The organism is Actinomadura sp. NPDC049753 (assembly GCF_040674655.1).
Lineage (GTDB): Bacteria > Actinomycetota > Actinomycetes > Streptosporangiales > Streptosporangiaceae > Spirillospora > Spirillospora verrucosospora.
Map to the genome: position 1 here is coordinate 1 of NZ_JBFARL010000070.1, position 13079 is coordinate 13079.

Here is a 13079-nt window from a genome sequence, read left to right on the forward strand (position 1 = left end):
GGCTCGGGCACCGCACGCGCGACCCGCCACACCCGCCGCGCGAACAACTCCTCCGGCCAATCAAAAGCCTCGGCCTGCACATCCTGCGGCAGCGCCAACGTCACCGCACCGGTCTCGGCCGGATCGGTCAACACCCGCATCGCCGCCAGCAACGCCCCCGGCAACTGCTCGGCACGATTGATCCGATCCCAGTACTTCGACACCGGCCTGAAGCAGTCGTTCACCGACACGTCCAACGAACGCGCGTCCTCCAACTCCTGCAACACCGGATTCGCCGTCCGCGTGGCGAAGATGTCCCCCGGCAGCAGCAGCACCGGCAACCGGTTGATGGTCGCCAGCGCCGCACCCGTCACCATGTTCGTCGCACCCGGCCCGATCGACGTCGTACACGCCAACGTCGAAAGCCGGTCACTCATCCGCGCGTAACCCGCCGCCGCATGCACCATCGCCTGCTCATTACGCGCCATGAAATACGGCAGCTCATCACCGTGCTCCAGCAGCGCCTGCCCCACCCCAGCCACGTTGCCGTGCCCGAAAATCCCGAAACACCCCGCGAAGAACCGCCGCTCCTCACCATCCCGCTCGCTGTACTGCGCAGCCAGGAAACGCACCAGCGCCTGCGCCACCGTCAACCTCATGACCGTTCCTCCACACCGCGTGCCGGGGGCGACGGCAGCCGGGCATCGACCGGCCGCCTCTCCCGGCTCTTCCGGATACCCGCCGGCCCGGCCGGCGCATGCGGGAAGTGCCGGCCGTCACCCGGCACTCCCCTCGATTCCTCGTTCACAGGAGTTCCACTGCGGCGTCCACGGCTCCGGCGACGTCACCGTCCGGTGGGTACAGCAGGGAGCGGCCGACCACCAGGCCCCGGACCGTGGGAAGACGCAGGGCACGGCGCCAGCCCTCCCGCGCGGCGACGGGATCGGCGGCGACCTCCCCGCCCAGCAGCAGCGCGGGCAGCGTGGACGCGGCCATCACCCGCTCCATGTCCGCCACCACCGGCACCTTCAGCCACGTGTACGCCGACGTCGTCCCCAACCCCGACGCGATCGCGACCGCACGCGTCATCGCCTCCGGCGACAGGTCATTGCGGACCCGCCCGTCCACCCGCCGGGAGATGAACGGCTCCACCATCGCCATCAGCCCACGCTCGGCCAGCTCCGACACCGCCCGAGCACACGCCTCCAGCGTGCGCACCGTCGCCGGGTCGTCATCGTCCACCCGCACCAGCATCTTGCCGCCGTCCAGCCCCGACGCCGCGATCGCGTCCGCGCTGTAGGCCGTGAAGCGGTCGTCGATCTCGAACGCCGAACCCACCAGGCCGCCCCGGTTCATCGAACCGATCACGACCTTGCGCTCCAGCACGCCCAGCAGCAGCAGATCCTCGATCACATCCGCCGTGCCCATCACGCCGTCCACACCCGGCCGCTCCAGGGCGACGCACAACCGGTCCAGCAGTTCACCCCGATCGCCCATCGCCAGTGGATCGCCACCGGCCGCCAGGGCGCCACGCGCCGGATGATCGGCGGCCAGCAGCATCAACCGCCCCGACTCCCCGACCAGCGAGTCCTGCCTGGTCCTGCGCTCCGCCGCCTCGGCGACCGCCTCCGGACGCATCACCCGCACCTCGGTCAGCCCCGCGATCCTCTCCGCCCGCGCGTCGGCGGACGGCACCGGAATGTCGAGCGTCATGCGGCCACCTGCTCGGCCAGTGCCAGCACCTCGTCCGTCGCGGGCATCGCCGCCGAGCACGCCAGCCGGGACGCGACGATCGCGCCGGCCGCGTTGGCGAAGCCCAGGACGCGCGGCAGGTCCCAGCCGGACAGCAGCCCGTGGCAGAGCGCCCCGCCGAACGCGTCGCCCGCGCCGAGGCCGTTGACGACCTCGACCGGCACCGGCGGCGCCTCGGCGGTGCGGCCCTCGGCGTCGACGGCGAGGACGCCGTCCGGACCGCGCTTGACGACGGCGAGCCGGACGCCCCGGTCGAGCAGCGCGCGGGCGGCGAGGAGAGGGTCGGCCTCCCCCACGGCCACCTCGCATTCGGCGATGTTGCCGACCGCGACGGTGGCGTGTTCGAGGGCCTCGCCCGCCCAGCGCCGCGCCTCGTCCCGCGACTCCCAGAACATGGGCCGGTGGTCGAGGTCGAGGACGGTGAGAGCGTCCCGGCGGCGGGCGCCGAGCGCGGACAGCGTCGCCGTCCGGGACGGTTCGGCGCACAGCCCCGTCATCGTGACCCACAGCACCCCGGCGCCCTCGATCGCGGACCGGTCCAGCTCGTCCGCCCGGATCTCCAGGTCGGGAGCCTTCGGGAAGCGGTAGAAGTACAGCGGGAAGTCGTCGGGCGGGAACAGCTCGCAGAAGGTCACCGGGGTCGGCAGGCCGGGGACGTCGGCGACGTACCGGTCGTCGACGCCGTACTCGGCGAGCGCCCGGCGGACGAAGCGGCCGAACGGGTCGGCGCCGGTCCGGGTGATCACGGCAGTGCGGCGGCCGTGCCGGGCGGCGGCGACGGCGACGTTGGTGGCGCTGCCGCCGAGGAACCGGGCGAACGTCTCGACCTCCTCCAGCCCGACACCGGAGGTGAGCGGGTAGAGGTCGACGCCGACGCGGCCCATGGTGATGACGTCGAAGGACGCGGCGCCGCTCATGAGCCGATCCCGGCGAGGAACTCGGCGCAGGCGCGGACGTCGGCCAGCGGGCCGGCGCCGGGGGCGGGTTCGCGGTCCAGCACGGTGTCCTGTTCCAGGACGTACCAGCCGTCGTAGCCGGCGCCTTCGAGAGAGCCGACGATCGCGGCGATGTCGACGTCGCCCGCGCCGAGCGGGCGGTAGAGGCCGGCGCGGACGGCCTCGGTGTAGGGCGTGCGGCCGTGCCGCACGCTCTCGGCGAGCTCGGCGTCGACGTCCTTGAGGTGCACGTGCGCGATCCGCTCGGCGGAGCCCGCCGCCAGCTCCACCGGGTCGGTGCCGCCGATCAGCAGGTGGCCGGTGTCCAGGCACAGAGGCACGCCCGACCCGTCGAGGACGCGCCGGACCTCGTTGGATCGTTCCACCATGGTTCCGACGTGCGGGTGGAGCACGGCCCGCACGCCGGCCTCCGCGGCCAGCGAGGCGATCCGGTCGAGGTTGGTCAGCAGCGCCGTCCACCCGGCGGTGTCGAGGGGAGGACGCTCGTCGTAGCCCTCCAGGCCGTGGACGGCGGCCAGCACCAGCGTCAGTTCCGACTTGGAGCGTTCCACGTCGAAGCCGGCCAGGACCCGCCGGATCTCGGGCAGCGGGTCGCGGTCCGGGTCGTGCAGCACGACGGGCGCGAAGCCGCCCACCGCGCGGAGCCCGTACTCGGCCAGCAGGGCGGCGCGCTCCCCGGCCCCGGCCGGCAGGAAGCCGTCCGGACCGAACTCCGTGGCGGCCAGCCCGAGATCGCGCATCTCCGCCAGCACCCGCCCGGGGTCCATCTGGTGCCCCCAGCCGGGCACCTCGCACACCCCCCACGAGATCGGGGCTCCCGCGACGCGGTCGTTGATCATTGGCTCACCATCTCCCTGGGACGGGCCCGGCTCCGTGCTCGGCATCGGCCTCGCCGAGTCTGCTGAAGGCCGGGAAGGGTTGTCAATAGTTTGTTATGACATTATGAGGTAATAAGCTAACCGACGGCGGCGGGTACGATCGTCCCGACGAGAGGAGGCGCCGGGTGTACCGACCGCGCGTGACCGTGGACCGCAGCAGCCCCGTCCCGCTGTACTACCAGCTCGCGCAGCAGCTGGAGGCGGCGATACGGGAGGGCGAGCTGTCCCCGGGCACCCGTCTGGAGAACGAGGTCGAGCTGGCCGACCGGTGCGGGCTGTCGCGCCCGACCGTCCGGCAGGCGATCCAGCACCTGGTGGACCGGGGGCTGCTGGTGCGCAAGCGCGGCGTCGGCACCCAGGTGGTGCAGTCGGAGATCCGCCGCCCGATCGAGCTGACCAGCCTGCACGACGATCTGGCGGCGGCCGGGCGCGAGCCGCGCACCGAGGTCCTGGAGCTCGGCACCGTCCCCGCCGAGGACCAGGTGGCCAAGGAGCTGGGCGTCCCGCCCGGCGCCGAGGTCACCCGGATGCGCCGCATCCGGTTCACCGGCGACGAGCCGCTCGCCCTGCTCACCAACTACCTGCCGCTCGACCTGCTCAGGATCAGCGAGGCCGACCTCGCCGAGCACGGCCTGTACGAACTGCTGCGCGCGACCGGCATCAACCTGCGCATCGCGAACCAGACGATCGGCGCCCGCGGGGCGACGGCGGCCGAGGCCCGGCTGCTGGACGAGCGGCGCGGCGTCCCGCTGCTGACCATGACCCGCACCGCCTACGACGACAAGGGCGGCGCGATCGAGTACGGCTGCCACGTCTACCGCGCCGACCGGTACTCCTTCGCCCTCACCCTCGTCGAGCGCTAGCCGGCCCGCCGGGGCCCGCCGGCGAACGCCCGGTGAAAATCTCTTGATCGATTAGAGCGCTCTATTGAATTAGAGCGCTCTAATGCCTACCGTTCAGGCATCCCCCACGCATCAGGAGGAACCCGATGCAGTTGCGACCCACCCCCCAGGGCGTCCGCCTGGCGGCCGCGGCGACGACCGCCGCGCTCGCCGCGGCCTTCCTGTCCGCGGTCCCCGCGGCCGCCGACGGCGACGAGCTCGCCCAGGTCCGCGCCGCGCTGGAGACGCCCGCGAACCTCGACGACGACGCGGGCGGCAACGCCAACGCCGACGACCCGGCCATCTGGAGCCACCCGGACGACCGCGACGGCGACCTGATCGTCGCGACCCTGAAGCAGGGCGGCCTCGCGGTCTACGACGCCGCAGGCCGGGAGATCCAGCGGCTCGCCGCCCCCACCCCGCCCCGGCCCGGCGACGAGCCCGGACGGTTCAACAACGTCGACCTGATCTACGGCTTCCAGCTCGGCCGCCGCAAGGTCGACCTGGCCGTCGTGTCCGACCGCGGCCGCGACACCGTCCGCACCTACGCGATCGACCCCGCGAAGGCCGAGGACCACCGGGCCCCGCTCACCGACGTCACCGACCCCGCGGCCCCGCCCGTCTTCTCGTCCTCCCTCGACGAGATCAACGAGCAGGCGACGGCGTACGGGCTGGCGTCCTGGAAGGACTCCCGCGGCACCTCCTACGTCGCGCTCAGCCGCCGGCACACCTCCCGGATCGGCACCGTCCGGCTGGAGGCCACCGCCGCGGGCACCGTCACCTACCGGCACGTCCGCGACGTCGACCTGCCCACCTCGTTCGCCCTGCCGGGCGGCGGCACCTGGGCGCCCTGCGAGGACCCCGGCGAGGGACCACAGGTCGAGGGCATGGTCGCCGACCCCGAGAACGGGGTGCTCTTCGCCGCCCAGGAGGACGTCGGCATCTGGCGCATCCCGCTCGGCAGCGGCTCGCCGCAGCTCGTCGACAAGGTCCGGGAGTACGGCGTGCCCGCCGCCTACGACCCCGAGACCGAGGAGTGCAACCCGAGCGGGCCCGACCCCGGTGTCGGAGGCAGGCACCTGACCGCAGACGCCGAGGGCCTGTCCATCTACCGGCAGGACGACGGCGAGGGCTACCTGCTCGCCTCCAGCCAGGGGGACGACACCTTCGTGGTCTACGACCGCCAGGACCCGCGCCAGTACCTCGGCCACTTCCGCGTCGCCGCCGGAACGACGGTCGACGGATCGGAGGTCTGCGACGGGGCGATGGTGACCAGCGCCCCCGTCGGCGGCTTCGAGAACGGCCTCCTCGTCGTCCACGACGGCGTCAACACCCCCACGGTCACCGACGGGAACGGCGAGGTCCGGGAGAACACCAACTTCAAGCTGGTGGACTGGGAGGATGTGGCGGACCCGCTCGACCTGGACGTCACGCCCGGCGACTGGGACCCGCGCGACTAGCAGCGAACCGCACCGACGCGAGTCGCCGCCATGCCGGCCATGGCGGCGACTCGCCGTACCCGGGAGAACACCGCATGACCCACCCGACCCTGGAGGACGTGGCAGCGCGAGCCGGAGTGTCGCGCGCGCTCGTGTCGCTGGTGATGCGCGGCTCCCCCAAGGTCGGCAGGGAGCGCCGCGAGGCGGTGCTCCGGGCGGCCCGCGAGCTCGGCTACCGGCCCAACATGATGGCGCGGGGCCTCGCGGCCGGCCGGACGGGCATGATCGGCGTGCTCCTCTCCGACCTCCGCGATCCCTGGTACGGCGCGGTCTACGACGGGCTCGCCGACGAGGCCGCCCGGCGCGGCGTCCGCCTGCTGCTGGCCACCGGGCGCGGCGGCCCGGCGCGCGAGCGGGCCGCCCTGGACGACCTGCTCGACCTGCGCCCGGACGGCGTCGTGCTGGCGGGGCCGAAGCTGCCCGCCGCCGACATCGAGCGCGCCGCCGCCGGATGCGCCGTGACCGTGGTCGGGCGCTCCGTCCGCTCCGACCGCGTCGACTGCGTGACCGGCGACGGCGCCGCGGCCGTCGAGCGCGCGCTCGGGCACCTGGCGGACCTCGGCCACCACCGCGTCGCCTGCCTCGATCTCGGTCCCCGCCCCTCGCCCCTGCGCCGCGCGTGCCCGTCCGGCGCCGTCGTCGCCCGTCCGGACGAGCTGTGGCGGCCGCACGAGCCGCCGACGGCCGTCCTCGCGCTCGGCGACACGACGGGCGTCGCCGCGCTCGCCGCGCTGCTGCGCGCCGGGAGGCGCGTGCCGGACGACGTCTCACTGATCGTCCACGGCGATCCGCCGGGGGCGCGGGCCGCGGGGGTGACGACGATCGCCTCGCCGCCCGCGGAGATGGGCCGCGAGGCCGCCGCGATCCTGCTGGACCGGATCGGGGACGGTGACGCGCCGGCGAAGACCCGGCGCGTCACCGTCCCGCCCGTCCTCGACGAGCGCGACACCACCCGGTAGCCCGGGCCCCGGAAGCGACGCCCGGAAGGCGTGCCCTCTCGGCTCCGGCCGGATCCGCGGCACGCCCTTCAGCCATGCCCGCGGTACGTGGATCCGCCGTGCCCGCGGCACGCGATTCCGCCGTGCGCGCGGCCTCGCACACCGCCTCTGGCCGGACGCGGCCGGGCGGAGCCGAGCCGCGTCCCGGCGTTCCCGCAGCTCCGCACGGCCGCGGCCGGCACGGGGGAAGACTCCAGTCCAAGTCAGAACGTCAAGATGTAAGAACAAAGTCTTGACGACCGTTCCGGCGCGGGCTACAAATGTGCCCCAAGCCACACGAAGATGACGAGCAGATGAACAACCGGTGTCCGCCGCCGGTCCATCAGATGAACTCGCCATCCGATCGGACAGCCATGGGAGGCACCATGCGGGTCGGACTGTTGGGCGCGGGGCGGATCGGGGCGTCGCACGCCCGGTTCCTGGGCGGCCATCCCCAGGTCGACACCCTGCTGATCGGAGACGCCGACGTCCGCCGCGCCGCGGCGCTGGCCGGCCCGATCGGCGCCCGGGCCGGGGACCCGGAGGCGGTGCTCACCGCCGGGCTCGACGCGGTCGTCATCGCCACGCCGACGTCCACGCACGCCGAGCTGCTCGTCCGCGCCTGCGACGCGGGCGTCCCCGCGTTCTGCGAGAAGCCGGTCGCGCCCGACCTGCGCACGACGCTGGAGGTCCGCGACCGCGCCGCCAAGACGGGGGTGCCCGTGCACGTGGGCTTCCAGCGCCGGTTCGACGCCGGATACGCGGCGGCGCGGCAGGCCGTCCTCGACGGTCGTCTTGGAGCGCTCCACCGCGTCCACCTGGTCACCGCCGACCCGGCGCCGCCGCCGGCCGAGTACGTCCGCTCGTCCGGCGGGATCTTCCGCGACTGCCACATCCACGACTTCGACATCCTGCGCTGGGTCACCGGCCGGGAGGTCGACTCGGTCACCGCCGTCGGCGCCAACCGCGGCGACGCCTACTTCTCGGCCGCCGGGGACGTGGACACCAGCGCCGCCGTCCTGGTCATGGACGACGGGACGCTCGCCACGATGCAGGGCTCGCGGTACAACGGCGCCGGATACGACGTGCGCATGGAGCTGTCGGGCACCGCCGGCACCTGGGTGGTCGGGCTCGACGAGCGCGCTCCGCTCCGGTCGGCCGAACCCGGCGTGGACTGGCCTCCCGGCGATCCGTGGACCGACTTCCAGGAACGCTTCGAACCCGCGTACGCGAACGAGATTGGAACGTTCCTGGAAATGGCGAGGGGCCGCACGGGCAGCCCCTGCACGGTCGACGACGCGCTGGAGGCGTTCCTCGTCGCCGAGGCCGCCACGCTCTCGCTGCGCGAGGGCCGCCGCGTCCCGGTCGCGGAGCTCCGGTGATCTGGGCGGCGGCGTTCGGCGCGGTCGCGCTCGCCTTCGTCTGGATGACCGGCGTCAACGACGGCGCGGCCCTGCTCGGCCTCAGCGGGCGCTACCCCCGCTCGTCCGGGCTGCTGCTGACCGCGCTGGTGCTCGTGCCCCTCGTCCTGGTCCCGCAGGTGACGGTCACGGTCGCGCGGACGTTCACCGAGGGCCTCACCGACCTCGGCGACCGGCGCGGCGCGCTCGCCTTCCTGCTCGGCGTGACCGTCGCGCTCGCCGTCGTCGCCGGGCTCACCAGGCGCGGACTGCCGACCAGCCTGACGCTGGCGATCGTCGGCGGCATCGGCGGCGCCGGTCTCGGCATGGGCCTGGACGTGGCCTGGGGCGGGCTCGGCCTCGTCCTGGTCGTCGGCGCCGCCGCCCCGCTGGTCGGCACGTCCGTCGGGTTCGGCCTCGGGCTCGCGTCGCGGCGCGTGCCGTCCTTCGCCGGGATGCCCGGAGCCGTCCGGACCGCTCACGTCCTGGCCTACACCGCCCAGTGCGCCGCCTACGCCGCCAACGACGGGCAGAAGATGCTCGCCGTCGTCAGCGTGGCGCGGCACGTGGTGTCCACGCGGCGGCTCGGCGGGGTCGGCCCCGTCCAGCCGACCCCGGTGGTGCTCATCGCGATCGCCGTCGTCTTCTGCGCCGGCGCGCTGAGCGCCGTCCACCGGGTGGGCGAGCGGCTGGGGCGCGGGCTCGTGCTGGCCCGGCCGCTGCACGTGGTGTCCACGGAGGCGGCGGCGGCCGCGTCGGTCGCGGCCAGCTCGCTGGCGGGCGCGCCGGTCAGCATGACGCAGTCGGTCACCGCCGGGGTCGTCGGCGTCGCCGCCAGCGAGGGCGCCTCCCGGGTGCGCTGGCAGAACGTCGTCGGCATCGGCGCCGCGTGGCTGTTCACGCTGCCGTTCGCGTTCGCCGCGGGGACGCTCGGCGGCGTCGCGGTGAGGACCCTGTGAGCGCCGCCGTCCGGCCCGTCCGCCGCGTCCGGCTCATCTGGGACGACCTGCGAGGACGCTCCGGAGACCGGGTCGTCGGGCAGGTCGCCCGGCAGATCCGCGCCGTCCGCGACGGCGCCGAGCTGGCCCGGGAGATGGCCGCCGGCCGGGTCCCCTCCGGGGAGGCCCGCGCCCGGATGGCCGAGATCGAGCACGCGGGGGACGCCGAGCGCGCGGCGCTCGCCGCGATGCTGCGCGGCGTCCTCGCCACCCCCATAGACCGGGAGGACCTGTACCGGCTCTCCCGCTCCGTCGACGACGTCCTGGACAACCTCCGCGACTTCGTCCGCGAAGCCGACCTGTTCGGGCCGCCCGGACTCGGCTTCGCCGTCCCGCCGCTGGACGCGGTGCTGGAGGGGCTGACCTCCCTCGACACCGCCGTCCGGAAGGTCCTCGCCGAGCCCGCCGCGGTCACCGTCGCGGCGCTCGGCGCGCGCAAGGCCGGCAACCGCGTCCGGGAGACCCGGCAGGCGGCGCTGACCCGGCTGTTCGCCGGCCCGCTCGACATCGACGTCCTGCGCAGGCGCGAGCTGCTCGACCGCCTGGACGCGGTGGGGCGGCGACTCGGCGAGGCGGCCGACGCGTTGTCGGACGCGATGCTCAAACGCAGTCACTGATCGAACCATGAAGCCGCAGGTCGGGGCTGCGGGTACAGCGCGAGGAGAGAACCCACCATGATCCGCACCATGATGAGAGGGCGCCGGGCACAGGCCGGAGCCGCCGTCGCCGCCGCCCTCGCCACGGCGGCGCTGAGCGCGTGCGCGCCGTCCAGCGGGGGGCAGGCCGGGGCCGACCAGCCCCTCCCGTCCGTGACCGTGGAGGACGCGGCGTCCTTCGACCTGAACGCACTGATCGCCGCCGCGAAGAAGGAGGGCAGCGTCCTCGCCTACGACGGCAGCGGCGACGTGAAGGACATGGCCGCCGCGTTCGAGAAGAAGTACGGCATCAAGGCCGAGGGCGAGAAGTCCAAGGCCGCCGCGACCGCGGAGAAGATGACGCGCGAGGCGCAGGCCGGCAACGTCACCATCGACGTCAGCCTGTTCGAGGACGGCCCGATGCTCGTCGGCCAGCTCCTCCCCCAGAAGATCGTCACCACCTGGATCCCGCCGGACCTCGCCGCGACCATCGGCGAGAAGAACCGGAACCCGCTGATGATGATCTCGAAGGCGTACGTGTTCGCCTACAACCCCAAGCTCAACCCCGGCGGCTGCCCGGTGAAGAACGTCTGGGACCTGACCGACCCCAAGTGGAAGGGGAAGGTCATGATGCAGGACCCGCTGGGCAAGGAGGTCTTCACCCAGTGGTTCACCCAGCTCTCGGAGCGGAGCTCCGACAAGCTCGCGGCCGCCTACGAGCAGCTCGGCAAGGGCAAGCTCAAGACCGGGGAGGACGACGCCGCCCACGAATGGGTGAAGCGGCTGGCGAAGAACGACCCGGTGCTGACCACCGAGGACGAGGACGTCGCGACCGCCGTCGGCGCCCCCAACCAGACCCGGACGACGATCGGGCTGTTCTCGATCGCCAAGTTCCGCGACCTGGAGGGCAAGGGCTTCAACATGAAGGTCTGCGAGGGCCTGAACCCCTGGACGGGCTTCGCCTACCCCAAGTTCGCGACGATCGCGGCGAAGTCCAAGCACCCCAACGCCGCCAAGCTGTTCGTCCACTTCGCGATGTCGAAGGAGGGCTTCGACCTCGAGGCCCACTCCGGCGGCGTGTCCGGCAACGACGCGGTCGGGGTGAGCCCGCACAACCCGCCCGGCCTCACCGACTGGAACACCCAGCTGTACTGGTTCTCCTCCGACAAGCTGCTCGCCGACTTCCGCAACCGCCAGGACATCAAGGACTTCTGGCGCGTCAACCACTCCTGAGCATTGCCCGACCCCCGGCGGGCCGCACGAGCGGCCCGCCGGGCTCCACCCCGGAGGAAGAACCCATGGCGGTCGCCGCCTCCGCACGGCCCGTGTCACGCGGCCGGCGCGTGCTCTACCGGTCCCGCGTCCTGCTGCGCAACCCCACCGTGCTGCTCGGCCTCGTCCTGAGCGCCGCGCTGCTCTACCTCGTCATCGCCCCGCTCGTCTCCGTCGTCTCGGACGCCGGCCGCGTCCAGTACGGCGACGAGGCACGCTCCGGCCAGGGGGCCGGGTCCTGGACGAGCTACTACCTGTGGCGGGTGTTCCGCTCCCCGGTCAGCAGGCTGCTGTTCTGGGAACCGCTCCTGCACACCCTCACGGTCGCGGTCGGCGTCATCGCGTTCGCGCTCGCCGTCGGCGGGTCGATGGCGTGGCTCGTGACCCGCACGAACGTCCCGGGCCGCAAGTTCCTGGCCGGCGCTCTGGTCGTGCCGTACATGCTGCCGTCCTGGACGTTCGCGCTGGCGTGGCTGTCGCTGTTCAAGAACGAGCGGTCCGGCGGGCAGGTCGGCTACCTGCAGGGCGCAGGGATCCACACCCCCGACTGGCTCGCCTACGGGCCGGTGCCGATCATCGTGACGCTCGGCCTGCACTACTACCCCTTCGTGCTGCTGCTGTTCGGCAACGCGCTGCGCCGCATCGACTCGCAACTGGAGGACTCGGCGCGCATCCTCGGCGCCGGCGGCCGGACGGTCCTGCGCCGCATCACGCTGCCGCTGATGCTGCCGGCGCTGTCGTCGGCGGTGCTGCTCGTCCTCGGCCGCGTCCTCGGCACGTTCGGCACCCCCTACATCCTCGGGCTGCCGAGCGACTACAACGTCCTGTCCACGAGCCTGTACCACGCGATCCGCGACCGCAGCACCGGCGTCGCCTCGACGCTCGCCGGCGTGATCGTGCTGGTCGGGGTGCTCGTCGTCGTGGTCGACACCCGGCTGGTGCGCGAGCAGCGCCGCTTCGTCACGGTAGGCGGGAAGGGCGCCATGGACCGGCGCGGCGACCTGCGCCGCTGGCGGTGGCCCGCGTTCGGGCTGGCGATGGCGGTCTTCGCCGCGAGCGTCGTCATCCCGGTGCTGACGCTGCTGCTGTCCACGATCACCAAGACGCCCGGCGTGTTCAGCCCCGGCAACTTCACGCTGAGGTACTGGTTCGGATCCGACATCGAGGGCGCGGTCGGGTTCCCGCACGGCGTGCTGCGCGGGGGCGAGCTGTGGGAGGCGGCCTGGAACAGCGTGCGGATCGTCGGGCTGGCCTCGCTGGTCTGCGGCTTCGTCGGGCTCCTCATCGGGTACGTGGTGGTGCGCGGCGCGGGAAGCCGCGTCTCGGCCTTCCTGCGGCAGGTGTCGTTCCTGCCGTACCTGGTGCCCGGCATCGCGTTCGCCGCCGCGTGCCTGTCGCTGTTCGCCGTCCGGCGCGGCCCCGTGCCCGCCCTCTACGGGACGATCACGCTGCTCGTCCTGGTGATGGTGGTGACGCACCTGCCGTACTCGTCCCGGTCGGGGATCTCGGCGATGATGCAGCTCGGCCGGGAGCCGGAGGAGGCCGCGCAGATCAGCGGGGCGCGCTGGCCGACCCGGATGGTCCGCATCATCATCCCGATCCAGCGGGGCGCGCTCGTCACCGGCGTCGTCCTGCCGTTCATCTCCGGGCTGAAGGAGCTCAGCATCGTCATCATGCTGACCACGTCCGGGACGCAGCTGCTCACCACCCTGTCCATCGGGCTCGTCGACTACGGCTACACCCAGCTCGCCAACGGCGTCGTGCTCGTCATCGCCCTGCTCTCGTTCACCATGACCTACCTGGCCCAGCGGCTCACCAAGAGCAGCCTGGCCTCGGGCATCGGAGGTTGACC

12 protein-coding genes are annotated in these 13079 nt (G+C 73.3%); 8 read left to right on the plus strand and 4 right to left on the minus strand.

From position 1 onward, the window contains the following. The 4 genes from AB0K37_RS19410 to AB0K37_RS19425 all read right to left on the minus strand — a co-directional run. The coding region (locus AB0K37_RS19410) for a thiamine pyrophosphate-binding protein (RefSeq protein WP_363982693.1) at window positions 1-638 on the minus strand (638 nt) is incomplete at its 3' end. A gap of 145 nt (window positions 639-783) precedes the next feature. Beyond that, window positions 784-1692: an aldolase gene (locus AB0K37_RS19415; protein ID WP_363982696.1), complete on the minus strand. Its 909-nt coding sequence runs from the start codon at window positions 1690-1692 to the stop codon at window positions 784-786. Next, the gene (gene iolC / locus AB0K37_RS19420) at window positions 1689-2648 is read right to left on the minus strand and encodes a 5-dehydro-2-deoxygluconokinase (protein WP_363982699.1); all 960 of its coding nucleotides are present in this window, start codon (window positions 2646-2648) and stop codon (window positions 1689-1691) included. Before iolC ends, AB0K37_RS19415 begins: the two co-directional genes overlap by 4 nt. After that, complete coding sequence (locus tag AB0K37_RS19425; RefSeq protein WP_363982702.1) at window positions 2645-3526, minus strand: TIM barrel protein; 882 nt, start codon at window positions 3524-3526, stop codon at window positions 2645-2647. The genes iolC and AB0K37_RS19425 overlap by 4 nt, the downstream gene beginning before the upstream one ends. Window positions 3527-3690: 164 nt before the next feature. Here AB0K37_RS19425 and AB0K37_RS19430 point away from each other — a divergent pair, with 164 nt between their 5' ends. From AB0K37_RS19430 to AB0K37_RS19465, 8 genes are all read left to right on the plus strand, one after another. After that, complete coding sequence (locus AB0K37_RS19430; protein ID WP_363982705.1) at window positions 3691-4428, plus strand: GntR family transcriptional regulator; 738 nt, start codon at window positions 3691-3693, stop codon at window positions 4426-4428. 125 nt (window positions 4429-4553) lie between these two features. After that, window positions 4554-5906, plus strand: coding sequence for a phytase (locus AB0K37_RS19435; protein ID WP_363982708.1), 1353 nt, complete (start codon window positions 4554-4556; stop codon window positions 5904-5906). Window positions 5907-5980: 74 nt separating this feature from the next. Next, the gene (locus AB0K37_RS19440; RefSeq protein WP_363982711.1) at window positions 5981-6904 is read left to right on the plus strand and encodes a LacI family DNA-binding transcriptional regulator; all 924 of its coding nucleotides are present in this window, start codon (window positions 5981-5983) and stop codon (window positions 6902-6904) included. Between the two features lie 404 nt (window positions 6905-7308). Beyond that, a complete protein-coding gene (locus tag AB0K37_RS19445; RefSeq protein ID WP_363982714.1) occupies window positions 7309-8304 on the plus strand; it encodes a Gfo/Idh/MocA family oxidoreductase in 996 nt (331 codons plus the stop codon). After that, window positions 8301-9281: an inorganic phosphate transporter gene (locus tag AB0K37_RS19450; protein WP_363982717.1), complete on the plus strand. Its 981-nt coding sequence runs from the start codon at window positions 8301-8303 to the stop codon at window positions 9279-9281. Before AB0K37_RS19445 ends, AB0K37_RS19450 begins: the two co-directional genes overlap by 4 nt. Continuing rightward, complete coding sequence (locus AB0K37_RS19455) at window positions 9278-9937, plus strand: DUF47 family protein (protein ID WP_221493111.1); 660 nt, start codon at window positions 9278-9280, stop codon at window positions 9935-9937. Before AB0K37_RS19450 ends, AB0K37_RS19455 begins: the two co-directional genes overlap by 4 nt. Before the next feature lie 57 nt (window positions 9938-9994). Further along, on the plus strand, window positions 9995-11188 hold the full coding sequence (locus AB0K37_RS19460) for an ABC transporter substrate-binding protein (RefSeq protein WP_363982721.1): 1194 nt from the start codon (window positions 9995-9997) through the stop codon (window positions 11186-11188). A 65-nt stretch (window positions 11189-11253) separates the two neighbouring features. Then, on the plus strand, window positions 11254-13077 hold the full coding sequence (locus tag AB0K37_RS19465) for an iron ABC transporter permease (RefSeq protein ID WP_363982724.1): 1824 nt from the start codon (window positions 11254-11256) through the stop codon (window positions 13075-13077). The last annotated feature ends 2 nt before the right edge of the window (window positions 13078-13079 follow it).